The following is a 23112-nucleotide window of genomic DNA, read 5'->3' on the forward strand; positions in this document are numbered from 1 at the left end:
ATTTCTCAGAATGATCGAAAACGCACTGGCTTCGCTGCGAGCGAGTTCTTCGAAGTGATTGAAGCGCACCACTTACGGGGACACGATACTTAATTCTCCCGCCGGCGCGTTCCAGCGAGCCGTCCATATCCTGAATCGGTGACAGCGCATTTTTTGTGCACTGGCTGCCGAACGCACGGTTCGCGTGTCGAGGCGATCCGCGCCTTGCGAACTGCCACGCGAGATAAGCTACCAATCTCGGATCGGCGTGGGGCAGCCGGCTCAGCAAAGCCGGCATTGGCTTCGTATGCCGCTACACACTATTTCGCGCGAACGCCCCGAGCCTGAAGTCTCAAGCGATCCACCCGAGCCTCATCTTCCTGCGCGGCCGGTACGCGCTCGCCGGCAGCGGCCGGTATCCCACCGCGAAATAGCGGAACGCATCCGCATAATGGCTGGTCCAGTCGTGCACCGGCCGCAGCCCATATTCCTGCCGCCGCTCGTCATAGTCGCGCCGGTACATGCGCAGCGCCTCGATCCCGCGCGCGCAGCGCGTCCGGTCGAACCAGCAGCGCGGCAGCAATTGCCGTACCGCCTGGATACCGTCCTCGACCGGCAGGTTCGGACAGATCGTCGCGTGGATGCCGAGCTCGCGCAGCGTCTCGATCCGGCTCTTGCCGGTGCCGAGCTCGCGCACCGCGGCGTCGTGCGGCAGGAAATGGTCGCCCCACAGCCAGGTGCCGCCGGCGCGGCCGTGCCGCTCGCGCGACCGGTCGAGCTCGCTTGCATACCAGTCGAGGCCGACGCCCTCGCCCTTGATGACGTCGATCACCCGCGTCTCGCCGGCCAGGCCGTGCGGCTGGAACAGCCAGATCACCGTCGAATCCGCCATGCCCAGGTCCCAGGCGGTATGGACGCGCAGCGCCGGGTCGAACGGCACCTCGGCGATCCGCCCGGCCGCCTCGGCCGCCGCAATCTCCTTGCCCCAATAGGCGCCGCGCACCGCCGCATCGAAGCTGCACTCATATTCCTGGGCATATTCCTCGTCGTCGAGCGTCTTGCGCACATCGGCCAGCTCCTTGTCGCTGAGCAGCCGCGTCTCCGAGGCCTTGAGCGTGAGCTGCATCCAGTCGGGATCGCTCCCCGCCTTCTTCCACATCTTCCAGAAGGCGTTCTTGCCCCTCGGCGTGCCGATGAAGGTCGCCCAGCCCTCGCGGTCGGACAGCAAGGGGCGGATCACCCGCGCCCACATGCCCGGCTCCATGTCGCCATATTCGTCGAGCACCACGCCATCGAGATAGAGGCCGCGCAGCCGGTCCGGATTGTCGGCGCCGTAGAGGCGGATGCGGGCGCGGTTGTTGGGCAGCTCGACCCACAGCTCCGACGCGTTGACCTTGCGCCGCGGCGCGAACGGCTCGGTATATTCCAGGAGATAGTGCCAGGCGATGTCCTTCGCCTGGTTCAGCTGCGGCGCGATATAGGCAAACCGCCCGTCCTTGCGCCGGCAGGTGCTCGCCTTGCTGATCAGGTCGGCGATGCACGCCACCGTCTTGCCCGCCCGCCGATGCGCCACCGCCACCGCCCACCTTTCCTTGCGCAGGTGCAGGCCGATGAACTGGTGCCGCGGATCGTAGCCGAGCGCGATCGGTCGCTCCGCCGCCTTCGCCGCTCGCCCGGACGCGCGCGCGCCTTTGGCGCCGGACCCTCCGCGCGAAGCCGGCTCGCGGGTCGGCATTATTGTGGCCGCCCCTGTGTCCGTCCGGGTCGCGGCGCCGCGACCAGAGGATGGCGCCTCCATGGTCGCGAGATCCGTCGCTGCGTCCGTCGCGGTCATCGGGCGGCCGCCGGCCTTCGCACCCGCTCCGCTCACAGATCGTCCCAGCCGCACGGTATCTCGGCGAGCTTCTCTTCCGCTGTCTTGGACCTCGCCTTTGCCGGCTTCGGAAACGCCTCCGCCTCGGCGGTCGCGGCCGGCGCGGCCGTGCCCGCCTTCAGCCGGCTCTTCCTCTGCGCCGCCTTCGCCCAGGCGGGCGTCCGCCAGATCAGCGCGCCCTTGACCGGCGGCAGTTCCTCCGGCGCGGGCGCCGGCTCGATCGGCTGGCGCGGCAGCAGCTTGGTGAAGATCTTGGTCCAGAACAGGGTCTCGTTGGCCTCGTCCTTCTCCACCCACTCCACCAGCCGCTCGACCCCGCCGAGCTTGTCATAGGCCATCAATATCGCCTCCTTCGCCTCGTTGGTGAGCTTGTTGCGCGACCCCTTGGGCCGCCCGCGTGCCTTGGCCATGCTCTGTCCTTTCTCGATGTTCGATGGGGTGGGAGCGCCCCCTCAGACAATTGCCGTGCGCTCGGACGCCCCGCATGATCCCACGCGAAGCCGCGAAGACGCGAAGGGACCAAGAGGTGTCTCGGCAAAGCCCTATTGGTCATCCCGGCGACTGCCTGTCCTAAGCGCGCCGAAGGGCTGGGGCTCAAGCGCACAGACCGTTGCGGAAATGCGCCGCAGTGCCCGGCTGTCGGCCCCCCTGTTCTGGGTTCCGGCTTTCGCGGAATGAAGGAGAGGGCCCAGCCGGCGCCCCCCTCCTTCGTCATCCTGGCGAACGCCAGGATCTCGTTTTTCTTCATGAAGTCAGAGAGATCCCAGCCTTCGCTGGGATGACGCGGGAGGAGATCGAGACGCCCTTTGCGTCTTCGCGTCTTCGCGTGAAAAAAAGCAGAGCCCGAGCCGAACGAAGCTTCGCGAGGGCACCGCGGCACGCCTACCCGGCCGGATTGCGCGACGTCCGCCCGCCCTCGGGTCGACCCCGGGCGCAATTCGGACATTTACTATTTCGGTAGCTTGCACAAAACGGGAACAAAGTCAAGCCCGATGGGAGGGGCCCGCGCTCCCACCAGTCCCCGCCCGCCTAAATTCGACTATTTTATTCCCGCGCCCCGGCCTTCACCGCCTGCGCCCAGGCGAGCTCGGCCAGCGGCTCGAGCTTCTCGACCATCTCGGCGGCGTGGGCGGAGGCGGCGTTGCCGCGGATCAGCCGCCCCTTGATCCCGTGGAGGATGCCCGCGAGGCGAAACAGGTTGAACGCCATGTAGAAATCGAGGTCGGCGATGCCGTCCCGGCCGGTGCGGCGGCAATAGGCCGCGACATAGTCGGCCTCGCTCGGCAGGTTGAGCGCGGCGAGGTCGCGGCCGGCGAGGGCGTCCGGCATCCGGTACATCATCAGATGGTAGCTGAAGTCGGCGAGGGGATGGCCGAGCGTCGACAGCTCCCAGTCGAGAACGGCGATCACTTGCGGATGCTCGGGGTGGAAGATCATGTTGTCGCAGCGAAAGTCGCCGTGGATGATCCGCGGCTGCGGCTCGTCCGGCGGCACGTTCGCCGGCAGCCACTCGCCGAGCCGGTCCATCGCCGCGATCCGGCCCGCCGCCTCGTCCTCGCGATACTGTCTCGACCAGCGGGCGATCTGGCGGGCGAAATAATTGCCGGGCTTGCCATAGTCGCCGAGCCCCGCCTCTTGCGGATCGATCCGGTGGAGCGCGGCGATGGTCGCGTTCATCGCGTCGAAATAGGCCGGCCGCTCGGCGGCGGCGATCTCGGGGAAAGCAGGGTCCCAGAAGATCCGTCCCTGGACCATCTCCATGACGTAGAAGGGGGTGCCGATGACGCTCTCGTCGAGGCACAGGCCGAAGCTGCGGGCGACCGGAAAGCCCTGGCCGGCCAGCGCGCAGATCACCCGATATTCGCGGTCGACGGCATGGGCGCCCGGCAGCAGCGGCCCGGGCGGCTTGCGGCGCAGCACATAGTCGCGGTCCGGCGTGACCAGCTTGTAGGTCGGGTTGGACTGGCCGCCCTTGAACTGCTCGATCCTCAACGGCCCGGCAAAGCCCTCGACATGCGACTCCATCCACGCCTCGAGCGGCACCGGGTCGAAGCGGTGGGCGCTGCGCACCTCGCCGGTGCCGACATTGAGGGCGCTCTTGTCCACTCGACCACTCCCGCTCCGGACCCTGAGCCTCGGGCTAGCCGGTCGGGGAGGGAGGGTAAAGCGCCCGGTCCGAAGCCCCCTTTTTTCGGCCCCTCCCCCTTGTGGGGAGGGGTGGGGGTGCCGGCCTCCGGCCGGCGCTCGACGAAGTCGCGCACCCCCCTCTGTATCCTCCCAAGGGGGAGAGGAAGGTGATCCTGTCGCCCGGACCATTTCACCCCCCACCATGGTAAATTTTTCCGTAACCATGCGACATATTCCCTGCGCGCCCGGGACTATGGGGACGAGGAAGGTGGTCGCCGTCCCGGCCGAACCGGCCTCCCGTTCCAGCCCTTTCAGGGCCGGGCAGGGGCCGGAGCCATTCAGCCGGCGGTTTCTTGGCCGAGCCGCAGGTGCCCGCCCCGCCTCCAGTCGGTACTGACTCACAGAGGGGAAAACCTGATGAAGAAGATCGACGTCTCGTCCATTCCGGAACTGCGCACCAGCGTCGGGATGCATGGGTCGCTCAAGCAGAAGGAAGTCGGCGGGCCGGTGTGCCTCGGCGTCTTCCTCGCTTTGCTCTATCTGATCTGAGGGAACTGATCGGAGCGGGGGCGCCGCGGCGCCCCCGCTCCTTTTCTGCCCTCGGGGACAGGGATGAAGCGATGATCGCCGGTACCGCTCTCGCGCGATGGCTCGCCGACGGCGCCGCCCAGGATGCCTCATTTGCCGGCCTCGACGCGGTCGCCCGCCGGTGGAGCGCCCACCCGCTCATGGCGGGGCTCGAGCGCGACCTCATCGACATGCGCGATCGCACGCCGGAGAGGCTCATCGCCGCCGCCCGACGCTTCATGGACCGCGGCGACGACGTCGAGGCGCTGATGGCGGATTTGATCGCCTCCTGCCGCACCGATCCCTTCTTCCGGCCGCCCTTCCAGCCGATCTCGACCGAGGTGCAGAATAGCCTGCTCCTCTATCACCATCCCGATTTGTCCATCTCGCTCGGCGTGACCGGGCTCGATGCCCTCGCCGCCAAGAAGTCCGGCCGGACCGGCGCCGCCTCGATCAACTTCACCGGCTGCCTCACTTTGCTGCGCTTCATCCATGCCGGCGGCGCGATCGTCTCCCTGTGGGAGGCGCCGCCGGTCCCCGGGACCTTCACCTTCGCCGCGGCGGGCGCCTGCCGGCTGGTCGAGCGCCGCCGTATCGCCGACGGCGAGGAGCTGCTCGTCGACGGCCGCCAGCAAAGCTTCGTCATCGAGCATGCCGAAGCCGACATCCTGTTCTTCCACGCCGTCGCCCGGACCGGCTGCGCGCCGGTGGCCCTCGAATATGACAGCGACAGCCTGGCCTGCATCGGCGCCACCGGCACCGACGAGGCCGGCGCCCGGCTGCAGATGATGGCGTCGCTGCTCCGCGCACTCGACCGCCAGGATGCTCTGCCGGTGCTTCGGGAGGCGCTGGCCAGCCCGCATTTCTTCATCCGCTGGCACGTCATGCGCGAGATGCTGGCGCTCGACGCCGAGGGGTCGCTGCCGTCGCTGCGCCGGCTCGCCGAGACGGATCCGCATCCCGACGTCCGCGCCGCCGCCCGCCAGACGCTCGATCTCTTCTTCGCGGACGAGGAGGCGCCGGTGCCGGCGCCGGCCGGAGAGGGGCAGGCATGCCCCGCCTGATCGAGGCCGAGACCGACGAGACGATCGAGCTGGCCGAGCTGATCGAACAGCTCGAGACTGCGGGCTTCGACGGCCGCGACGAGGACGGCTTCGCCGCCTTCGGGCCGGCGCTGCGCAAGCTCGCCAACAACCGGACGTTTCTCGCCGACCTGATGATCGAAGAGCTCAAGCGCAGCTGCGCCGGCCAGGTGCGCGACAACCAGTACAGCGCCCAGGTCATCATGCTCCACATGAGCGCCCGCAAATACTTCATCCGCGCCAACGTCTGGCCGGCCTTGGGCGACAGCGTCATCCGCCACAGCGGCACCGATCCCTTCTTCTACGGGGTGCCGCACGACCACAATTTCTCGTTCCTCACCGTCGGCTATTTCGGGCCCGGCTATTGGAGCGACTATTACGAATATGAGTATGGCGAGGTGGTCGGCTATCCCGGCGAGAGCGTGAACCTGCGCTTCGTCGAGAAGTCGCGGCTCGAGCCCGGCAAGGTCATGCTCTACCGCGCCCACCGGGACGTCCACCTGCAGCTGCCGGCCGACGCCCTGTCGGTCTCGCTCAACATCCTCGAGGCGTCGCACAGCTCGGTCTTCCGCGACCAGTATCGCTTCGACGTCGAGCGCGGCCAGGTCGAGGGCATCCTCACCCGCACCTCGCTGGAGCCGATGCTCGCGCTCGCCGCCCATTATGGCGGCGAGGACGGAATGGACCTGATCGCCGAATTCGCGGCTCGCCACCCGAGCGACCGCATCCGCTGGTGCGCGCTGCGCGCACGCGCCGCCGCCGCTCGTGACCTCGACGGGCGCATCGCCGCCTTCGAGGCGGCGGCGCGCGGCGACTCCCGCCTCGTCGCTGCCATGGCGAGGCGGGAGGCTGCGCGGCTCGAGGCCCTGCGCGGCTGGATCGAGACGGCCCCCACGCCCGCCCTCCAGCCCGCCGCCTGAGTATCCTCCCCTGAAGGGGGACCGCCCGAAGGGCGGGGGAGGGGTGTTGCCCCCTACACTCTCCCGTTGGCGCACCGCCCGCAAAGGTGGTACAATCATCGGCGGTGGGCTGTGGTTGAAGGAGTCGACTATGGCTAGGTGCACGTACATGCTCGCTGCCTTGCTCGCGGCGAGTTCGGTTCCCGCCTTCGGAGCGATCACCGTCGTCGGGAGCAGCTCCGCCCGGATGTGCTTCGAGGCGGCGGATTCCCCGATGTCGCCGACGGCCCGTGACATGGCCTATTGCGACGAGGCCTTCCAGGGTGAGAGCCTGTCGCTCCACGACACGGTGGCGACCCACGTCAATCGCGGCATCCTGCGGCTCCGCCGAAACCAGGTCGAGCCGGCCATCGCCGATTTCGACTCGGCGATGCGCCTCGATCCCGATCAGCCCGAGGCCTATCTGAACAAGGGCGCGGCTTTGATCCGGATGGAGCGCAATCCCGACGAGGCGCTGCAGCTCTTCACCATCGCGATCGATCGCCAGACGCGGCGGCCCGCCGTCGCCCATTTCGGCCGCGCCATCGCCAACGAGACGCTCGGCAACGTCCGCGCCGCCTATAACGACTATCGCCGCGCGAGCGAGCTCAGCCCCGACTGGCGCGACCCCCGCGTCGAGCTCCAGCGCTTCCGCGTCGTCAGCAACTGACGCGCCGGCTGCGCCGTCACCCTCCCTCTCCCTTGGGGAGAGGGTCGGGGTGAGGGGGTTCGGTGTCCGAAGTCGGGCCTCGGTCGCTCACTCTCCGCTTCCGCGGGGATGATGCCTTGCGTCAGCTTCTGCCGGAAGGCCCTGTGGGCGTCGCCGCCCTCGCCCCCGAACGAAAAAAAGGAGGTGGCACCGCCTTCCTCTCCGGGGTAGCGGGAGACCGCACCCGAAAAGAGGAGGAATCAGTCATGGCCTTTCGCCTTCCCGATCTGCCTTACGCCAAGGACGCCCTCGGCGAGTACATGTCGGCCGAGACCCTCGAATTCCACCACGGCAAGCACCACAAGGCCTATGTCGACAAGACCAACGGCATGGTCGGCGACAAGGGGCTGGAGGGCGCGTCGCTCTCCCAGGTGATCCTCGCCGCCAAGGAGAAGGGCGACAAGCCGCTGTTCAACAACAGCGCCCAGATCTGGAATCACAGCTTCTACTGGCAGTGCCTCGCCCCGGCCCAGGGCCAGCGCCCCACCGGCCGGCTCGCCGAGCTGATCGACGAGGGCTTCGGCTCGACCGACGCTTTGCTCGGCAAGCTGAAGGAGGAGGCGGTCGGCCACTTCTCCAACGGCTGGGCCTGGCTGGTGCTCGACGGCGGCAGCCTCAAGGTGACCTCGCTCCACGACGCCGATTCGCCGGTCGCCTATGACGGCATGAAGCCTCTGCTCACGCTCGATGTGTGGGAGCACGCCTACTATATCGACTATCGCAACGCCCGCCCGGACTTTGCCGAGAAGGTGCTCGGCAATATCGTCAACTGGGAGTTCGTCGCCCAGAATCTCGACGGTAACGGCATCGCCCGCGCCGATCAGGAGGGCTGAGGCCCAAGATCCCCTCTCCCCCTCAGGGGAGAGGGTTAGGGAGAGGGGGGAAGTGACGCCACCCGCCGAGACTCCCCCTCTCTCCATCTCTCTCCCCTGAAGGGGAGAGAGGGCCAAGTCAGGCCTTCAGCCGGTAGCCCGTCCGGAAGATCCACCACACGATTCCGAGGCAGGCCAGGAAGAAGGCGAAGGTCGCCCCCAGGCTCACCCAGACGCCGACGTCGGCGGTGCCGAAGAAGGTCCAGCGGAAGCCGCTGATCAGATAGACGACCGGGTTGAAGAGGGTCGCCGTCCGCCACGGCTCGGGCAGCATGTCGATCGAGTAGAAGGCGCCGCCGAGAAAGGTGAGCGGCGTCACCACCAGCAAGGGGATCACCTGCAGCTGCTCGAAGCCCTTCGCCCAGATGCCGATGATGAAGCCGAACAGGCAGAAGGTCGCGGCAATCAGCAGCAGGAAGGCGATCATCAGCAACGGATGGGCGATGTGGACGTCGACGAACAGGTTCGCCGTCGCCAGGATGACCAGGGCGACGATCATCGACTTGGTCGCCGCCGCGCCGACATAGCCGAGCACCGTCTCGAAGGCGGACAGCGGCGCCGACAGCAATTCGTAGATGGTGCCGGTGAAGCGCGGCATGTGGATCCCGAAGGAGGCGTTGAAGATGCTCTCGGTGAACAGAGAGAGCATCATCAGCCCGGGCACGATGAAGGTGCCGTAGTCGACGCCGTCAATCTCGGCCATGCGCGATCCGATCGCCGCCCCGAACACGATGAAATAGAGCGAGGTGGTGATCACCGGCACCGCCAGGCCGGTCCACAGGGTGCGGCGGAAGCGGTGCAGCTCGAAGCGGTAGATCGCCCAGACGCCATGCGCGTTGAAGCCGCTCATCTCAATCCTTCCGCTCGCTGACCAGGCTGACGAAGATCTCCTCGAGCGAGCTCTGGTGGGTGTTGAGGTCGGTGAAGCCGATGCCCAGGTCGCGCAGCTTGGCCAGCAGCGAGGGCACGCCGGTACGATCGGCCTTGGCGTCGAATTCGTAATGGAGGGCGTGGCCGCCGTCGTTGAGCTCGACCTTCCACTCGGCGAGCTCGGCAGGCAGGACCGCCAGCGGCTCGGCGAGCTGCAGGGTCAGCGCCTTCTTGCCGAGCTTGCGCATCAGGCTGGTCTTCTCCTCGGCGAGGATGAGCTCGCCCCGGCTGATCACGCCGACCCGGTCGGCCATCTCCTCGGCTTCCTCGATATAATGGGTGGTGAGGATGATGGTGACGCCGCCCTCGCGCAGCCGGCGGACCAGCTGCCACATGTCGCGCCGGAGCTCGACGTCGACGCCCGCGGTGGGCTCGTCGAGGAACAGGATCTGCGGATCGTGGGCGAGCGCCTTGGCGATCATCACCCGGCGCTTCATGCCCCCGGACAGCTCGCGGATGCGGGTGTCGCGCTTGTCCCAGAGCGACAGGTCCCTCAACACCTGCTCGACGCGGCCCGGATCGGGCGGGCAGCCGAACAGGCCGCGGCTGAACGCGACGGTGTCGCGGACCGCCTCGAACTGGTCGGTATGCAGCTCCTGCGGCACCAGGCCGATCTTGCGCCGGGCGCCGCGATAGTCGCGGATGATGTCGTGGCCGTCGGCGGTGACGGTGCCGCTGGTCGGGGTGACCAGACCGCACACGATACTGATCATCGTCGTCTTGCCGGCCCCGTTCGGCCCGAGCAGGGCGAAGATCTCGCCCCGCGCGATGTCGAGGTCGAGCGGTTTCAGCGCCTGCAGCCCCGACGCATAGGTCTTGCTCAGTCCCCTGATCGAAAGCACAGGCTCCAACATCTTCCTCCTATTGGGTCGGTGGGACCGGCGGCTCTTCCGGCGATTCCTCGAGGGCGAAGCCGTGCCGCATCAGCATCGGCACGTTGGCGATCATGAACAGGAAGGTGACCGGCAGGAACAGCCACAGCTTGAGCGCGATCCAGGTGTCGGTCGAGGTCATCCGCCAGATCGCCTCGTTGGCGACCGCCATGGTGACGAAGAAACCCACCCAGTTGCGGGTGAGCAGGTACCAGCCGCGCTCGGACAGGCCCGGATAGACGGTGCCGAGCACCAGCTTGAGCAGGTTGCGGCCGGTGACGAGGCCGAACAGCAGGATCCCGGCGACGAACAGATAGTAGATGGTCGGCTTGATCTTGATGAACGTCTCGTTGTGCAGCCAGATGGTGAGGCCGCCGAAGATCACCACCATGATCCCCGAGAACCACAGCAGAGGCGAGATGTGGCGATAGCGGATCTGCGAGATCAGCATCGCCAGTATCATCGCCACCATGAACACGCCGGTGGCGACAAACACCTTCAGCGAATCCGGAACCGGCGCGAAGAAGTTGGTGAGGAAGAAGGCGAGCAGGGGCCCGAGGTCGATGAGCAGGCGCGCGCCCGCACTCGGGCCGGCCGGGGCATCGGGCTCGGGCCGCGGCGTTTCCTTGGTCTCGACGTTCATCAGGCCGCTCCCGCAATCGCGCGCGCCGCTTCGGCCGGGTCGAACGGACGCAGGTCGTCCATGCCCTCGCCGATGCCGATGGCATGGATGGGAAGCCCGTAGCGGTCGGCGGCGGCGACCATGACGCCGCCGCGCGCGGTGCCGTCGAGCTTGGTCATGACCAGGCCGGTGACGCCGGCCACCTCCCTGAACACCTCGATCTGGCTCAGCGCGTTCTGTCCCGTGGTGGCGTCGAGGACGAGGACGACGTCGTGCGGCGCGGCCGGGTTGAGCCGGCCGAGCACGCGGCGGATCTTGGCGAGCTCGTCCATCAGGTTCTTCTTGTTCTGGAGCCGGCCCGCGGTGTCGACGATGAGCACGTCGATGCCCTCGGCGGTCGCCTTCTTGACGCCGTCAAAGACGATGGCGGAGCTGTCCGAGCCTTCCGGCCCGGCGATCACCGGCACGCCGGCGCGGTCCGCCCAGATCCGCAATTGCTCGATCGCCGCCGCCCGGAATGTGTCGCCGGCGGCGAGCAGCACCGAATAATCCTGCTCCTGGAAGAGGTGGGCGAGCTTGGCGATCGTCGTCGTCTTGCCCGACCCGTTGACGCCGACGACGAGGATCACCTGCGGCCGCGGGAAGGCGTCGATCTCGAGCGGCTCGGCGACCGGGCGGAGGATCTTCTCCAGTTCCTGGGCGACGACCTGCCTCACCGCCTGCTCCGTGACGCCGAGCTCGAACTTCTCCTCGGCGAGCCGGGCGCGGACCTTGGCCGCCGTCTCGGGTCCGAGGTCCGAGGCGACCAGAGCCTCCTCGATGGCCTCGAGCGAGTCCTCGTCGAGCGCGGCCTTGTTGAGCAGGCCGGTCAGATTGTCGCCGAGCCGGTCCGACGTCTTGCGGAAGCCGGCGCGCATGCGTTCGTACCAGGGCAGGTCGGTCACGCGGCCACCCCGATCAACTGGTCATTCTCGACGGCGATGACGGTCACGTCCACGATGCTGCCTTTTTCTCTTGTCTTGACGTCCGGAGTGCCGGCGACCCGCACCGGCGCGAAATTCTCGGCATGGCCGACCGAGGCCGCCGCTTCCGCCCGCTCGACCAGCACCCGCTGGCGGGTGCCGACCAGGCGCTGCAGCCAGGCGGCCCGGCGCCGCGCGCTCGCCTCGCGCAGCCGCCGCGCCCGCGCCTTCGCCGTGCCGGGATCGACCTGCGGCATCCGCGCCGCCGGCGTGCCCCGTTTCGGCGAATAAGGGAAGATGTGCCCGAAGACGATGTCGCATTGCTCGACGAGGGCGAGGCTGTTCGCGTGCATCGCCTCGGTCTCGGTCGGGAATCCGGCGATGAGATCGGCGCCGATCGCGATCTCCGGCCTTTTCGCCTTGAGCCGCGTGACGGTCTCGACCGCGTCGGCGCGCAGGTGCCGCCGCTTCATCCGCTTGAGGATGAGGTCGTCGCCGGCCTGAAAGCTCATATGGAGGTGCGGCATGAATCGCGGCTCGCCGACGGCGATGTCGAACAGCCGCGCGTCCATCTCGATGCAGTCGAGCGACGACAGCCGCAGCCGCTCCAGGTCGGGCACGTGCCGCAGGATCCGCTCGACGAGCAGGCCGAGGCTCGGCGATCCGGGCAGATCGGGGCCGTAGCTGGTGACGTCGACCCCGGTGAGCACGATCTCGCGATGGCCTTCGCCGACCAGCGCCTTGATCCGGTCGATCACCAGCCCGGCCGGCACCGACCGGCTGTTGCCGCGGCCGAACGGGATGATGCAGAAGGTGCAGCGATGGTCGCAGCCATTCTGCACCTCGACGAACCCGCGCGTCCGTTCCGCATAAGCCGCGGCAAGATGCGGCGCCTGCTCCCGCACCGCCATGATGTCGGAGACCCGGACCTCGGCCTGCGCGGAAAAAAGACGATCGTTCGTCCCGAGCGAAGTCGAGGGGCGCGCTTCCGACTCCGTCCCGGGCGCCGCCGCCGGCGTCGAAAGGCTCGGCACGAACGATCCTGAAGCCATCTTCTCCCGGTTTCCCAGCACCCGCGCCACCTCGGGCATCCGCGCGAAGATCTCCGGCTCGACCTGGGCCGCGCAGCCGGTGACGACGATGCGCGCGTCCGGCCGCGCCTTCCTGGCCCGGCGGATCGCCTGGCGGGTCTGGCGGACCGCCTCGTTGGTGACGGCGCAGCTGTTGACGATGACGAGATCGTCCTGGCCTCCGGCGAGCCGCCGCATCGCCTCGCTCTCCGCGGCATTCAGCCGGCAGCCGAGGGTGATGATCTCCGGTCCCGTCATCCCGGCAGCTCGCCGGTGAAGACGTGGGTGGCCGGGCCGCTCATCCGGATCGTCTCGCCTGGCGCCCAGGCGATCTCGAGCGTGCCGCCCGGCAGGCGCACCTCGACCGGGCTGGTCGCCAGCTTGCGGCGGATCGCCGCGACCGCGGTGGCGCAGGCGCCGGTGCCGCAGGCGAGGGTGAGGCCGGCGCCGCGCTCCCACACCCGCAGCCGGACGATGCCGCCCTCGATCGAGGCGATGTTGACGTTGACCCGCTCGGGGAAGAGCGAGTCGTGCTCGATCTGCGGGCCGAGCCGCTCGAGCTCAACCGCGGCGGCATCGTCGACGAAGAAGATGATGTGCGGGTTGCCGACATTGACGGCGGCCGGATCGGCGAGATCCTCCCAGGCGACCGGCATGTTAGCCGTGTCCATCGGATAAGCGAGCGGGATCTCGTCCCAGCCGAAACGGGCCTCGCCCATCTCGACCGCCGCGCCCTGGCCGTTGGCCTGGCCGCGAATGATGCCGCCGGCGGTCTCGATGGTGACGTCGCCGCCTTCGATCAGCGCGACGCAGCGCGAGGCGTTGCCGCAGGATTCGACCTCGCCCCCGTCCGAGTTCCAGATCCGCATCCTGACGTCGGCGACGTCGGAGGGGCCGAGCAGGATGAGCTGGTCGCAGCCCACGCCGGTGCGCCGGTCGGCGATCGCCCGCGCCCGCGCCGCGTCCATCTCGACCGCGCCCTCGCGGGCGTCGAGGATGACGAAATCGTTGCCGAGGCCGTGCATCTTGCGGAAGCGGGTCATTGCGCAGGCGATCTAGGTGCTGGATGGGGCCAAGTCCACCGCGGGCGCTGATCTCCTGCCCCCCGCCTTGCCTTCCCTTGTCTCTCCCGCTATGCGCGCCCACATCCCGATCACGGGTGAGTGCTGAAGCGCCACGCGCGCACGCTGGCCGGCGAGGTTTCGCCCGCCGGCGCTTTTGCGTTTTGGCGACCGGTCCACCCGGCGAACGAGCGAAGGAGCGTGACGATGTTCGAGAGTCTGGGCGATCGCCTGAGCGGCGTGTTCGACCGCCTGCGCGGCCGCGGCGCCCTGACCGAGGCCGACGTCCGCGCGGCGATGCGAGAGGTGCGGATCGCCCTGCTCGAGGCCGACGTCGCTCTGCCCGTCGTCCGCGAGTTCGTCGACAAGGCGACGGAGCAGGCGGTCGGCCAGCAGGTGCTGCGCTCGGTCACGCCCGGCCAGCAGGTCGTCAAGATCGTCCATGACGCCCTCGTCGAGATGCTCGGCGCCGAGGAGGCCGGGCTCGAGCTCGCCGCGGTGCCGCCGGTCGTCGTGATGATGGTCGGCCTCCAGGGCTCGGGCAAGACGACGACGACGGCGAAGCTGGCGAAGCGGCTGACCGAGAAGGAGCGCAAGAAGGTCCTGATGGCCTCGCTCGACGTCGCCCGTCCGGCGGCGCAGGAGCAGCTCGCCGTGCTCGGCCGCCAGACCGAGGTCGCGACCCTGCCGATCGTGCCGGGCCAGTCGCCGGTCGAGATCGCCCGCCGCGCGCTCAATGCGGCGAAGCTGCAGGGCTATGACGTGCTGATGCTCGACACGGCCGGCCGGCTTCACGTCGACCAGGCGCTGATGGACGAGATGAAGGCCGTCGCCGAGGTGTCGGCGCCGCAGGAGGTGCTGCTCGTCGCCGACGCGATGACCGGCCAGGACGCGGTCAACGTCGCCAAGAGCTTCTCCGACGAGATCGCGCTGAGCGGCGTCGTCCTCACCCGGCTGGACGGCGACGCCCGCGGCGGCGCGGCGCTGTCGATGCGCGCGGTCACCGGCCGCCCGATCAAGTTCGCCGGCACCGGGGAGGCGATCGACGCGATCGAGCCCTTCCATCCCGAGCGGATCGCCGGCCGCATCCTCGGCATGGGCGACGTCGTCAGCCTCGTCGAGCGCGCCCAGGAGACGATCCAGGTCGAGGAGGCCGAGGCGCTCGCCAAGAAGATGGCGAAGGGCCAGTTCGACCTCAACGACCTTCGCAACCAGCTTCGCCAGATGCAGCGCATGGGCGGCCTCGGCGCGCTCGCCGGCATGTTGCCCGGCCTCGGCAAAATGAAGAACCAGATCAACCAGAGCGGCGTTCTGGAAGGCAATGTGCTCGGCCGTCTCGATGCGATCATCGGCTCGATGACGCCCAGGGAGCGGCTGAAGCCCGACCTGATGAACGCCAAGCGCAAGATCCGCGTCGCCAAGGGATCGGGCACCACCGTGCAGGAGGTGAACAAGCTCCTCAAGATGCACCAGGAGATGTCCACCGCGATGAAGAAGATCCGCAAGATGGGCGGTCTCGGCAAATTGGGCGCCCTGTTCGGCGGCGGCGGCATGGGCGGTATGGGCGGGATGCCCGGCGGCGGCGCGCTGCCGCCGGGCGGCTTCCCGGGGCTTCCGGGCGGGCAAAGCGGCGCTCCGTTCAACCTCCCGAAGAATTTCAAGAAATAGTCACCAGGTCTCAGAAAGGACGAACAAATGGCAGTAGCAATCCGGCTTTCCCGGGGCGGCGCGAAGAAGCGGCCCTATTACAAGATCGTCGTCGCCGACGCGCGCAACTCGCGCGACGGCAAGTTCATCGAGCGCGTCGGCAGCTACAATCCGCTGCTCGGCAAGGATAATCCCGAGCGGGTGAAGCTCGACGCCGATCGCATCAAGCATTGGCTGTCGGTCGGCGCCCAGCCGAGCGACCGCGTCCACCGCTTCCTCGATGCCGCCGGCATCCTCGAGCGCGCGGCGCGCAGCAACCCGAACAAGGGTCAGCCGGGCGACAAGGCCAAGGAGCGCGCCGAGGAGCGCGCCACCCGCGAGGCCGAGGCTGCCGAGGCCGCCGCGGCGGCTGCTGCCGAGGCGGCCGCGCCTGCCGAGGAGGCCGCGCCTGCTGAAGAGGCCGCGCCTGCTGAAGAAGCCGCGCCTGCTGAAGAGGCCGCGGCTGCCGAGGAGGCTGCGCCTGTTGAAGAAGCCGCGCCTGCCGAGGAGGCCGCGCCGGCCGAGGAGGCCACCAACGAGGGCGAGTCGGCCGAGCAGCCCGCCGAGGGCGAGACGGCCGAGCAGGCGGACGAGCCGGCCGCCGGCGGCGAGTCGGCGTCCGAGCCCGCCGAGGGTTCGGCCGAAGCCGCGCCCGAGGAAGGGGCCGAGAAGGCCCAATAGGCCTTGGGCGATCCCGAGGTCACCCTCGCCGCCGTCGCCGGCGCGCACGGCATCGGCGGCGAGGTGCGCCTGAAGCTGTTCGGCGAGGGCGCCGACAGCCTCAAGCGGCACAAGCGCCTGTTCGCCGGCGGGCGGCCGCTCGAGCTGGTGTCGGTGCGCGCAGGCGGCGGCGGCGCGGTCGCCCGCTTCCGCGGCATCGACGACCGCAACGCCGCCGAGGCGCTTCGCGGCCAGCTGCTGACTGTGCCCCGCTCGGAGCTGCCGCCCTTGGGCGAGGGCGAATATTATCATGCCGACCTGATCGGACTCGCCTGCTTCGATGAAGCGGGCGAGCCGCTCGGCACCGTCGTCGCGGTCGAGAATTTCGGCGCCGGCGACATCCTCGAGATCGAGCGGCCGGACGGCAAGCGGGCGATGATCCCGTTCCGCGACGGCATCGCCGACCTTCGCGGCGGCCGCATCGTCGCCGACCCCGTCTTCCTCGCCTGACGGCCGGCCATCGCCGGCCCGCCGACCTCCCATTCGGATCGGGAGCCGCTTCAGCGGTCCAGCGGCGCTCTCTTGGCGAGGTCGTTGCGGATCGTCGTCGCGGCGACGCCGCCTTCGCCCATGGCGTGGCTGATCTGGTCCAGGCCGATGACGACGTCGCCGGCCGCGTAGATGCCGGGGACGTTGGTGCGCTGGTGGGAATCGACGGAGATGCAGCCGGTCTCGCCGTTGGTGGCGACGTCGACCTGCTCGGCAAGTTCGCTGTGGATGTCCGAGCCGAGCGCCGGATAGACGCTGTCGAAGGCGTGATGGCCCTGCGCCGTCTCGACGACGATGCAATTCTCCTGGAGCGCGACCCCGCGGGCGGGGCCGTCCAGGGCGAGGATGGCATGATCGCGCAGCCGGGCCTGGTCGTCGGCGGACAGGCTGTGCGCCTCGCCCGGGGCGATCAGGGTGACGTCGGCGGTGTAGCTGCGCAGGAACACCGCCTCGGCGACGCCGTGGCTGCCGCTGCCGATCACCCCGACCTTGCGGTCGGTTACCTCGAAGCCGTCGCAGATCGGGCAGTAGCGGATCAGGCCGCGGGCGAGCCCCTCGTCGTGCAGCTCCTCGTCCATGTCGGGCCGGCGGTTGCGGATGCCGGTGGCGAGCAGGATGGCGCGGGCGGTCGCCGTGCCGGCGCCCCACTCGGCGGTGAAACCGTCTTCGGCGCGGTCCAGCCGGGTGACCCGGGAGCGGGTGAAGGCGACGCCGTATTTTTCGGCCTGCGCGCGCATCCGGTCGAGCAGCTCTTCGCCGGCGATCCCGTCGGGGAAGCCCGGGACGTTGCGGGTGCAGGGGATCCAGCCGGCGCGGCTGCGACCTTCGTCGACGACGCGCACGCGCAGGTGGAATCGGCTGAGATAGATGGCGGCGGTGAGCCCGGCGGGGCCGCCGCCGATGATGAGGCAGTCGAGCGCTTGATCGTCCATCCGCCCTCCAGCGCCAGGAGCCGCCGATTGTTCCAAGTGGAAAAGGCGGCGCGGGCCGGATAAGCCGGTGGCACAAGGTGGAGGGGAGGGTGATGGTTCGAACGACAATCCTGAGGGGTGCGGCCCTGCTCGCGATCGCCGCCCCGGCCGCGGCCCAGCAGGCTCAGCCGGCCCCGGCCCCGGCCCCGAATCCGACCACGGTCCAGCCGGCCCAGCCGAGCCAGCCGGCCCCGGTTGCGGCCGGCGCCGCCATCCCGGCGCCTCTGCTCGAGCGGATCGACGCCGGCTTCCGCCGCTTTCAGGAGGAGCGTCACGTGCCCGGCCTGGTCTGGGGCATCGTCCGCGACGGGCGGCTCGTCCATCTCGGCACGTCCGGCGTCCAGGAGCTGGAGGCGCGGCGCCCGGTGACCGGCGAATCGCTGTTCCGCATCGCCTCGATGAGCAAGGCCTTCACCGCCCTCGCCATCCTGAAGCTGCGCGACGAGGGCCGGCTGTCGCTCGACGCTTTGGCCGAGGAATATGTGCCCGAGATGCGCGGCTGGCGCTATCCGACCGCGGATTCGCCGCGCATCCGGGTCCGCGACCTTCTCTCGCACACCGGCGGCTTCGTCACCGACAATCCGTGGGGCGATCGCCAGCAGGTGCTGCCCGAGGCCGAGTTCACCCGCATGCTCGCGGAAGGCGTGCCCTTCACCCGCGCGCCAGGCACCGCCTTCGAATATTCCAACTTCGGCTATGCCCTGCTCGGGCGGATCATCACCAACGTCTCGGGCCGGCCCTACGACCAGTATATCCGGGACGAGATCATGCGGCCGCTCGGCATGATGTCGACCGGCTACGAGGTCGCCGAATCTCCGGCCGAGCGGCGGGCGATCGGCTATCGCTGGCACGACGGGACCTGGACCCGCGATCCGGACATGGCGCACGGCGCGTTCGGGGCGATGGGCGGAGTCGAGACCAGCGCCGCCGACTATGCCCGCTGGACCGCTTTCCTGCTCTCCGCCTGGCCGCCGAGCGACGGTGTTGAGGCCGGACCGGTCCGCCGATCGAGCGTGCGCGAGCTCGCCCAGGGATTGAACTTCCCGTCGCTCGGCCAGCGACCCGGCGAGACGGGAGAGGAAGCCTGCCGGCAGGCTGGCGCCTACGGCATGGGCTTTCGCGTGGTCGCCGACTGCGACGTCGGCACCGCTTTGTCCCATAGCGGCGGATATCCCGGCTACGGCTCCTATCTGCTGCTCCTCCCCGAGCAGGGGGTCGGCCTGTTCGCCTTCGCCAGCCGGACCTATGCGGCGCCGGTTCCGGCGGTCTGGGACGCGGCGCTGGCTCTGCACGAGGCGGGGCAGCTGCCGCGCCGAACGATCCCGGTCACCGAGTCGCTGGCTGTCGGCTACCGTGCTGCGGGGGCGATGTACCGGGCCGGCAATGTCGGCCCCGCCGGCGAGCTCTTGGCGATGAACTTCCTGATGGACCGCAGCGCCGAGGATTGGGCGCGCGACTTCGCCGGCATGAAGCTCATCCTCGGCGAGTGCCGCACCGACGCGCCGATCACCGCTACCGGCGCGCTCTCCGGCCGCTTCGCCTGGACCTGCGAGCGCGGCCGGCTCGACGGCGAGCTGCTGCTCGCCCCGACCGATCCGGCCGGCATACAGGAGCTCAACCTGCGGGCGGCGCCGGTCGAGTGAGAAGGCGGAGCCCCGCCTGTCCTCGCATTCGCCTGCTGTCCCTGCTGCAGCCGCCCGCATCCGAGCTTCCCGGATCTGCGCTTTCCGCGCCAGTTACCGACGGCGGCTGAGATGGGCTTGGTTCTGTTGTTCCTTTCAGGCGTGCTCGCTGGAGGCGCGGTGACGTCGCTTCTCTTGATGCTCGTCCGGAAGTGGGTCCGCGCCGCGCCAGCCATTGTGCTTGCGGCGTTCGCCTTCCCCATGGCGTTGACTTGGCTGGCCGGGCTGTCGAGTTTCTCCATCGCCGAACGATGGGTCATCGCGGAGGTAGTGCCGCAATGGGAGGCGCAAGGACATCTCGATAATGGGCCCAGCGCCTTCGTCGCAACTGCAGCCCTTGCCATGCCCTTTGTGATAGGCGTGATATCGAGCAGTGTTGCCTCGTCGATCGTCTTCATGATCAGGCGGCGATCAAGATGACCTGGGCCGCTACCATCCTCACCCTCTATCCGGACATGTTCCCGGGGCCGCTCGGGCACAGCCTCGCCGGGCGGGCGCTGGCGGAGGGGATCTGGTCGCTGGAGACGGTCCAGATCCGCGACTTCGCCACCGACAAGCATCGATCGGTGGACGACACGCCGGCCGGCGGCGGCGCCGGCATGGTGATGCGGGCCGACGTGCTGGCGCGGGCGGTCGACCAGGTGCTGGAGCGCCGGCCGGGCGCACCGTTGCTGGCCATGTCGCCGCGCGGCCGGCCGCTCGACCAGGCGCTCGTCCGCGCGCTCGCGACGGGGCCGGGCGTCGGCATCCTGTGCGGCCGTTTCGAGGGCATAGACGAGCGGCTGTTCGAGGCCCGGCCCATTGTCCCGGTCTCGGTCGGCGACTATGTGCTTTCGGGCGGCGAGACGGCGGCTTTCGTCCTGCTCGACGCTTGCGTTCGGCTGCTTCCCGGGGTAATGGGCGCGCCGACCAGCGGGGAGGAGGAGAGCTTCGAAAGCGGCCTCCTCGAATATCCGCATTATACCCGACCTTATGAATGGGAAGGGCGCAGGATCCCCGAAGTGCTGCGATCGGGGGATCATGCGAAGATCGCCGCCTGGCGCAAAGCGAAGGCGGTAGAGGAGACACGGCTAAGGCGGCCGGACCTGATCGAGCGTCACGGGGACGCGCGAAGGCCACCGCCCTCTGGCGCGCAGCGCGAAGAAGAGAGCGAACGCAAATGAACATCATCCAGCAGCTCGAGGCCGAGGCGATCGAGCAGTTCACGTCGGCCAAGCCCATCCCCGAATTCCGCCCCGGCGACACGCTGCGCGTCGGCGTGAAGGTGGTCGAGGGCGAGCGCACCCGGATCCAGAATTTCGAAGGCGTCTGCATCGCCCGCGCCAATCGCGGCCTGGGCAGTTCCTTCACGGTCCGCAAGATCAGCTTCGGCGAGGGCGTCGAGCGCGTCTTCCCGCTTTACTCGCCGAACGTCGATTCGATCGAGGTCGTCCGCCGCGGCGCCGTCCGCCGCGCGAAGCTCTATTATCTGCGCGGCCGCACCGGCAAGGCAGCGCGCATCGCCGAGCGCCGCGACCTGCGCACCAGTCAGCAGACCGCCGAGACGGCGACCCCGCAGACCGAGAGCGCCGAAGGCTGATCGCCTCGAAGCAGGAACAAGGAGGGGCGGCCGAGCGATCGGCCGCCCCTTTGTCTTGGGGTCGAATTAGTCGTCCCGGCCGCGTCCGGTCGCCGCCTGCAGCGCGTCGATCCGCTTCGAGGCGTCGGCCTTGCTGAGGCCGTCGTCGAAGCCCTCGCCGGCCTCCTCGCTCAGCGTCTTCAGATAGGAGGCCTGGGCGCCGGTCATCGGCTCGTCCCCGGTCGTCCACTCCTCCGGCGGCTTCTCGGCATTGCCCTGCGGATGGGCCTTGGGATTGGCAGTATCGGTCATGGCAAGCTCCTGTCTGTCTAGGGCAGGAACGTTCCATGTTCCCCGTCTGTTCCCACCGTTCCTCGCGGGCCGCGTAACGTCCGGACCAGACCCAGCAGGACCAGCAGGATCGCCGAGGCGGCGGAAGCGAGGAAGAGGCCGCGCTCGACCGCCGCCGGCCAGTCGGGCCACAGCATCGCACCCGTCGCCGCTGCCCAGAAGGTGGCGAGCGCCGGCGACCAGAAGCCATAGTCCCGTACCCGGAACGGGTGGACGAAGTGGATCGGCGCGAAGGAGAGAAGGACGAAGACGAGGACGATGGCGGCGCCGGCCCCCGGACCGGGCTGGACGGCGAAGAGGTAGAGGGCGACGACGTTCCACAGGCCCGGAAAGCCGCGGAAATAATGGTCCTCGGTCTTCATGTCGGCGCGGGCGAAGACGTAGAGCGAGGCGAGCTGGATCAAGGCCGCCAGCCACCAGGCCGATCCGGCCGGCACCAGCTCGGCCTTCCAGATCAAAGCCGTGGGGACGAACACATAATTGAGATAGTCGATGACGAGGTCGAGCACGGTGCCGTCGATCCGCGGCGCCCGTTCCTTGACCCTCGCCCAGCGGGCGAAGCTGCCGTCGATGCCGTCGACCACCAGCGCCACGCCGAGCCAGAGGAAGGCGAGCCGCCAATCGCCCCGGTCGATCGCCATCAAGGCGAGGATGGCGATCACGGCGCCGGTCGCGGTGAAGGCGTGGACCAACCAGGCGGCGGCGATGCCGGCGGGGGAGCGCTGGGATGCGGGGGATTCGTCCATGCGCGCTCCTGTCCTCCCTCGTCTCGCCACGCGAACGCGCCGCACGGCTCGACGCTCCAAGATATATCTTGACGTGCCTGTATCTAAGATATATCTCAGTGCTACTTTCGAGGAGAATGATATGGGTATGCGGTTCAGAATGCACGGCTGCGGGCCGCGCGGTTTTCCGGAAGGGCTTCTGGCGATGGGCTTCGGCGGCCGCGGCGGGCCCTGGGGCAAGGGCTGGGGCGACTGGGACATGGACTGGTCCGGCGGCGGCGGCCGGGGCGGGCGCGGCCATCGCGGCCGGCGCCGGATGTTCGAGTCCGGCGAGCTCAGGCTCGTGCTCCTCAAGCTGATCGCCGATCAGCCGCGCCACGGCTACGACCTAATCCGCGCGATCGAGGAGATGACCCACGGCGTCTATGCGCCCAGCCCCGGGATCGTCTATCCGACGCTCACTCTGCTCCAGGACATGGGTCTGATCGAGGAAGCGAAGGAGACCGGCGAGGCCCAGCGCAAGGCGTTCTCGGTGACGCCGGAAGGGCAGGCGCATCTCGCCGAGAAAGCCGAGGAGGTCGAGGCCCTGCTCGCCCGGCTCGACGATCTCGGCAGCGACCAGCGCAAGGCGGGCGGTCCGCCGATCAAGCGCGCCGTCGGCAACCTGCTCTCGGCCCTGTGGCATCGCGTCACCCGCGACGATGTCGACGAGGCGACCATGCACGAGATCGCCGCCATCCTCGATGACGCGGCGCAGAAGATCGAAAGGCTGAAATGAGCGAAGCCACTCAGAGTGTTGCGCGGGTGCCCACCGCGTCGGGCAGCCGCTATCTCCAGCAATTGTGCAAGCACTGGCAGCACAATCTGGACGTCGAATATGATGCCGAGCGGGGGAGGATCGTCTTCCCCCGCGACGCCCGCGGCGCCGACTGGCCGAGCGAGGGCGTGGTGACGATGGAAGCGCAGGCGGAAGTGCTGGAATGCCGGATCCAGGCCTCGGCACCCGGCCAGCTCGAAGCGCTGAAGGGCGCGGTGGCGCGTCACCTCGACCGCTTCGCCTTTCGCGAGGCGCCGCTGAAGTTCGAGTGGATGGACGGGTCGGAACCGCACTGACGAGTGGAGCCCGATTCGATCCTCCCCTCTAAGGGGAGGGGGACCAGCCGCAGGCTGGTGGACGGGTGTCAGCGTAGCCACTCTTGCGGCGGACGCCGTGTCAGACACCATCGCTGACACCCCTCCACCGCCCTTCGGGCGGTCCCCCTCCCC

Annotated in this window: 26 protein-coding genes; 14 read left to right on the top strand and 12 right to left on the bottom strand. The window is 68.9% G+C overall.

The genetic code is table 11. The annotated features are described in order from the left end of the window. Positions 1 to 331: 331 nt before the first annotated feature. The 3 genes from DDE10_RS01090 to DDE10_RS01100 all read right to left on the bottom strand — a co-directional run bounded on the left by DDE10_RS01090 (position 332) and on the right by DDE10_RS01100 (position 3958). Positions 332 to 1714: a terminase large subunit domain-containing protein gene (locus DDE10_RS01090; RefSeq protein WP_114950883.1), complete on the bottom strand. Its 1383-nt coding sequence runs from the start codon at positions 1712 to 1714 to the stop codon at positions 332 to 334. Positions 1715 to 1845: 131 nt separating this feature from the next. Further along, positions 1846 to 2262 carry a hypothetical protein gene (locus DDE10_RS01095; RefSeq protein WP_114950884.1) on the bottom strand — a complete coding sequence of 139 codons (417 nt, stop codon included), beginning with the start codon at positions 2260 to 2262 and terminating at the stop codon, positions 1846 to 1848. Between the two features lie 634 nt (positions 2263 to 2896). Then, the gene (locus tag DDE10_RS01100) at positions 2897 to 3958 is read right to left on the bottom strand and encodes a phosphotransferase family protein (RefSeq protein WP_284734359.1); all 1062 of its coding nucleotides are present in this window, start codon (positions 3956 to 3958) and stop codon (positions 2897 to 2899) included. Positions 3959 to 4396: 438 nt separating this feature from the next. Here DDE10_RS01100 and DDE10_RS23685 point away from each other — a divergent pair, with 438 nt between their 5' ends. From DDE10_RS23685 to DDE10_RS01120, 5 genes are all read left to right on the top strand, one after another. After that, complete coding sequence (locus DDE10_RS23685) at positions 4397 to 4528, top strand: hypothetical protein (RefSeq protein WP_284734360.1); 132 nt, start codon at positions 4397 to 4399, stop codon at positions 4526 to 4528. 71 nt (positions 4529 to 4599) lie between these two features. Beyond that, entirely contained in the window at positions 4600 to 5610 is a 1011-nt protein-coding gene (locus DDE10_RS01105) for a HEAT repeat domain-containing protein (protein WP_114950885.1), read from the top strand. Beyond that, the gene (locus tag DDE10_RS01110) at positions 5598 to 6548 is read left to right on the top strand and encodes a transposase (protein WP_284734361.1); all 951 of its coding nucleotides are present in this window, start codon (positions 5598 to 5600) and stop codon (positions 6546 to 6548) included. The genes DDE10_RS01105 and DDE10_RS01110 overlap by 13 nt, the downstream gene beginning before the upstream one ends. A 130-nt stretch (positions 6549 to 6678) precedes the next feature. Continuing rightward, the gene (locus tag DDE10_RS01115) at positions 6679 to 7236 is read left to right on the top strand and encodes a tetratricopeptide repeat protein (RefSeq protein ID WP_162806193.1); all 558 of its coding nucleotides are present in this window, start codon (positions 6679 to 6681) and stop codon (positions 7234 to 7236) included. A 245-nt stretch (positions 7237 to 7481) separates the two neighbouring features. After that, positions 7482 to 8108: a superoxide dismutase gene (locus DDE10_RS01120; RefSeq protein WP_114950887.1), complete on the top strand. Its 627-nt coding sequence runs from the start codon at positions 7482 to 7484 to the stop codon at positions 8106 to 8108. A 118-nt stretch (positions 8109 to 8226) separates the two neighbouring features. On the opposite strand, the gene DDE10_RS01125 is transcribed toward DDE10_RS01120, so the two are convergent. The 6 genes from DDE10_RS01125 to dapF are packed head-to-tail and all read right to left on the bottom strand — an operon-like array spanning position 8227 to position 13646. Beyond that, complete coding sequence (locus DDE10_RS01125; RefSeq protein WP_114950888.1) at positions 8227 to 8997, bottom strand: ABC transporter permease; 771 nt, start codon at positions 8995 to 8997, stop codon at positions 8227 to 8229. Between the two features lies 1 nt (position 8998). Next, the gene (locus DDE10_RS01130; protein ID WP_114950889.1) at positions 8999 to 9931 is read right to left on the bottom strand and encodes an ABC transporter ATP-binding protein; all 933 of its coding nucleotides are present in this window, start codon (positions 9929 to 9931) and stop codon (positions 8999 to 9001) included. 7 nt (positions 9932 to 9938) lie between these two features. Beyond that, positions 9939 to 10592 (bottom strand): inner membrane-spanning protein YciB, encoded by a 654-nt coding sequence (locus DDE10_RS01135; protein ID WP_114950890.1) that lies wholly within the window; start codon positions 10590 to 10592, stop codon positions 9939 to 9941. Next, positions 10592 to 11488: a signal recognition particle-docking protein FtsY gene (gene ftsY, locus DDE10_RS01140; RefSeq protein WP_432653704.1), complete on the bottom strand. Its 897-nt coding sequence runs from the start codon at positions 11486 to 11488 to the stop codon at positions 10592 to 10594. Before ftsY ends, DDE10_RS01135 begins: the two co-directional genes overlap by 1 nt. Positions 11489 to 11511: 23 nt before the next feature. Beyond that, positions 11512 to 12861: a tRNA (N(6)-L-threonylcarbamoyladenosine(37)-C(2))-methylthiotransferase MtaB gene (gene mtaB / locus DDE10_RS01145; protein ID WP_114950892.1), complete on the bottom strand. Its 1350-nt coding sequence runs from the start codon at positions 12859 to 12861 to the stop codon at positions 11512 to 11514. After that, positions 12858 to 13646 carry a diaminopimelate epimerase gene (gene dapF / locus DDE10_RS01150; protein WP_114950893.1) on the bottom strand — a complete coding sequence of 263 codons (789 nt, stop codon included), beginning with the start codon at positions 13644 to 13646 and terminating at the stop codon, positions 12858 to 12860. The genes mtaB and dapF overlap by 4 nt, the downstream gene beginning before the upstream one ends. A gap of 225 nt (positions 13647 to 13871) precedes the next feature. On the opposite strand from dapF, the gene ffh reads away from it, so the two are divergent. From ffh to rimM, 3 genes are read left to right on the top strand one after another with little or no spacing between them, the layout of a single operon-like run. Further along, on the top strand, positions 13872 to 15332 hold the full coding sequence (gene ffh, locus DDE10_RS01155) for a signal recognition particle protein (protein ID WP_284734362.1): 1461 nt from the start codon (positions 13872 to 13874) through the stop codon (positions 15330 to 15332). A 27-nt stretch (positions 15333 to 15359) separates the two neighbouring features. Beyond that, the gene (gene rpsP / locus DDE10_RS01160) at positions 15360 to 16031 is read left to right on the top strand and encodes a 30S ribosomal protein S16 (RefSeq protein WP_114950894.1); all 672 of its coding nucleotides are present in this window, start codon (positions 15360 to 15362) and stop codon (positions 16029 to 16031) included. Between the two features lie 3 nt (positions 16032 to 16034). Next, a complete protein-coding gene (rimM, locus tag DDE10_RS01165; RefSeq protein WP_114950895.1) occupies positions 16035 to 16520 on the top strand; it encodes a ribosome maturation factor RimM in 486 nt (161 codons plus the stop codon). Between the two features lie 50 nt (positions 16521 to 16570). Here the strand turns inward: rimM and DDE10_RS01170 are convergent, their stop codons facing one another. Beyond that, positions 16571 to 17491, bottom strand: a complete 921-nt coding sequence (locus DDE10_RS01170) for an NAD(P)/FAD-dependent oxidoreductase (protein WP_114950896.1) — start codon at positions 17489 to 17491, stop codon at positions 16571 to 16573. A 92-nt stretch (positions 17492 to 17583) separates the two neighbouring features. Here DDE10_RS01170 and DDE10_RS01175 point away from each other — a divergent pair, with 92 nt between their 5' ends. The 4 genes from DDE10_RS01175 (at position 17584) to rplS (ending at position 20791) form a co-directional block, all read left to right on the top strand. After that, on the top strand, positions 17584 to 19173 hold the full coding sequence (locus DDE10_RS01175; RefSeq protein ID WP_114950897.1) for a serine hydrolase domain-containing protein: 1590 nt from the start codon (positions 17584 to 17586) through the stop codon (positions 19171 to 19173). Between the two features lie 111 nt (positions 19174 to 19284). Then, the gene (locus DDE10_RS01180; RefSeq protein WP_114950898.1) at positions 19285 to 19632 is read left to right on the top strand and encodes a hypothetical protein; all 348 of its coding nucleotides are present in this window, start codon (positions 19285 to 19287) and stop codon (positions 19630 to 19632) included. Then, positions 19629 to 20375 carry a tRNA (guanosine(37)-N1)-methyltransferase TrmD gene (gene trmD / locus DDE10_RS01185; RefSeq protein ID WP_114950899.1) on the top strand — a complete coding sequence of 249 codons (747 nt, stop codon included), beginning with the start codon at positions 19629 to 19631 and terminating at the stop codon, positions 20373 to 20375. Before DDE10_RS01180 ends, trmD begins: the two co-directional genes overlap by 4 nt. Beyond that, entirely contained in the window at positions 20372 to 20791 is a 420-nt protein-coding gene (rplS, locus tag DDE10_RS01190; RefSeq protein WP_114950900.1) for a 50S ribosomal protein L19, read from the top strand. The genes trmD and rplS overlap by 4 nt, the downstream gene beginning before the upstream one ends. Positions 20792 to 20857: 66 nt before the next feature. Here rplS and DDE10_RS01195 read toward each other — a convergent pair whose 3' ends face one another. Together DDE10_RS01195 and DDE10_RS01200 are read right to left on the bottom strand one after the other, a co-directional pair. Further along, positions 20858 to 21082 carry a DUF3072 domain-containing protein gene (locus DDE10_RS01195; RefSeq protein WP_114950901.1) on the bottom strand — a complete coding sequence of 75 codons (225 nt, stop codon included), beginning with the start codon at positions 21080 to 21082 and terminating at the stop codon, positions 20858 to 20860. A 17-nt stretch (positions 21083 to 21099) separates the two neighbouring features. Then, positions 21100 to 21867 (bottom strand): CDP-alcohol phosphatidyltransferase family protein, encoded by a 768-nt coding sequence (locus tag DDE10_RS01200; protein ID WP_114950902.1) that lies wholly within the window; start codon positions 21865 to 21867, stop codon positions 21100 to 21102. Between the two features lie 121 nt (positions 21868 to 21988). Here DDE10_RS01200 and DDE10_RS01205 point away from each other — a divergent pair, with 121 nt between their 5' ends. Together DDE10_RS01205 and DDE10_RS01210 are read left to right on the top strand one after the other, a co-directional pair. After that, complete coding sequence (locus DDE10_RS01205) at positions 21989 to 22624, top strand: PadR family transcriptional regulator (RefSeq protein WP_349356526.1); 636 nt, start codon at positions 21989 to 21991, stop codon at positions 22622 to 22624. Then, positions 22621 to 22959 carry a DUF2218 domain-containing protein gene (locus tag DDE10_RS01210; protein WP_114950903.1) on the top strand — a complete coding sequence of 113 codons (339 nt, stop codon included), beginning with the start codon at positions 22621 to 22623 and terminating at the stop codon, positions 22957 to 22959. The genes DDE10_RS01205 and DDE10_RS01210 overlap by 4 nt, the downstream gene beginning before the upstream one ends. Positions 22960 to 23112 lie beyond the last annotated feature (153 nt).

Source organism: Sphingosinicella terrae (genome assembly GCF_003347635.1).
Lineage (GTDB): Bacteria > Pseudomonadota > Alphaproteobacteria > Sphingomonadales > Sphingomonadaceae > Allosphingosinicella > Allosphingosinicella terrae.

Coding starts and splice junctions, on each gene's coding strand:
- DDE10_RS01090 (WP_114950883.1), bottom strand. CDS start 1,714: ATGCCGACCCGCGAGCCGGCTTCGCGCGGAGGGTCCGGCGCCAAAGGC.
- DDE10_RS01095 (WP_114950884.1), bottom strand. CDS start 2,262: ATGGCCAAGGCACGCGGGCGGCCCAAGGGGTCGCGCAACAAGCTCACC.
- DDE10_RS23685 (WP_284734360.1), top strand. CDS start 4,397: ATGAAGAAGATCGACGTCTCGTCCATTCCGGAACTGCGCACCAGCGTC.
- DDE10_RS01105 (WP_114950885.1), top strand. CDS start 4,600: ATGATCGCCGGTACCGCTCTCGCGCGATGGCTCGCCGACGGCGCCGCC.
- DDE10_RS01110 (WP_284734361.1), top strand. CDS start 5,598: ATGCCCCGCCTGATCGAGGCCGAGACCGACGAGACGATCGAGCTGGCC.
- DDE10_RS01115 (WP_162806193.1), top strand. CDS start 6,679: ATGGCTAGGTGCACGTACATGCTCGCTGCCTTGCTCGCGGCGAGTTCG.
- DDE10_RS01120 (WP_114950887.1), top strand. CDS start 7,482: ATGGCCTTTCGCCTTCCCGATCTGCCTTACGCCAAGGACGCCCTCGGC.
- DDE10_RS01125 (WP_114950888.1), bottom strand. CDS start 8,997: ATGAGCGGCTTCAACGCGCATGGCGTCTGGGCGATCTACCGCTTCGAG.
- DDE10_RS01130 (WP_114950889.1), bottom strand. CDS start 9,931: ATGTTGGAGCCTGTGCTTTCGATCAGGGGACTGAGCAAGACCTATGCG.
- DDE10_RS01135 (WP_114950890.1), bottom strand. CDS start 10,592: ATGAACGTCGAGACCAAGGAAACGCCGCGGCCCGAGCCCGATGCCCCG.
- ftsY (WP_432653704.1), bottom strand. CDS start 11,488: ATGCGCGCCGGCTTCCGCAAGACGTCGGACCGGCTCGGCGACAATCTG.
- mtaB (WP_114950892.1), bottom strand. CDS start 12,861: ATGACGGGACCGGAGATCATCACCCTCGGCTGCCGGCTGAATGCCGCG.
- dapF (WP_114950893.1), bottom strand. CDS start 13,646: ATGACCCGCTTCCGCAAGATGCACGGCCTCGGCAACGATTTCGTCATC.
- ffh (WP_284734362.1), top strand. CDS start 13,872: ATGTTCGAGAGTCTGGGCGATCGCCTGAGCGGCGTGTTCGACCGCCTG.
- rpsP (WP_114950894.1), top strand. CDS start 15,360: ATGGCAGTAGCAATCCGGCTTTCCCGGGGCGGCGCGAAGAAGCGGCCC.
- DDE10_RS01170 (WP_114950896.1), bottom strand. CDS start 17,491: ATGGACGATCAAGCGCTCGACTGCCTCATCATCGGCGGCGGCCCCGCC.
- DDE10_RS01175 (WP_114950897.1), top strand. CDS start 17,584: ATGGTTCGAACGACAATCCTGAGGGGTGCGGCCCTGCTCGCGATCGCC.
- DDE10_RS01180 (WP_114950898.1), top strand. CDS start 19,285: ATGGGCTTGGTTCTGTTGTTCCTTTCAGGCGTGCTCGCTGGAGGCGCG.
- trmD (WP_114950899.1), top strand. CDS start 19,629: ATGACCTGGGCCGCTACCATCCTCACCCTCTATCCGGACATGTTCCCG.
- rplS (WP_114950900.1), top strand. CDS start 20,372: ATGAACATCATCCAGCAGCTCGAGGCCGAGGCGATCGAGCAGTTCACG.
- DDE10_RS01195 (WP_114950901.1), bottom strand. CDS start 21,082: ATGACCGATACTGCCAATCCCAAGGCCCATCCGCAGGGCAATGCCGAG.
- DDE10_RS01200 (WP_114950902.1), bottom strand. CDS start 21,867: ATGGACGAATCCCCCGCATCCCAGCGCTCCCCCGCCGGCATCGCCGCC.
- DDE10_RS01205 (WP_349356526.1), top strand. CDS start 21,989: ATGGGTATGCGGTTCAGAATGCACGGCTGCGGGCCGCGCGGTTTTCCG.
- DDE10_RS01210 (WP_114950903.1), top strand. CDS start 22,621: ATGAGCGAAGCCACTCAGAGTGTTGCGCGGGTGCCCACCGCGTCGGGC.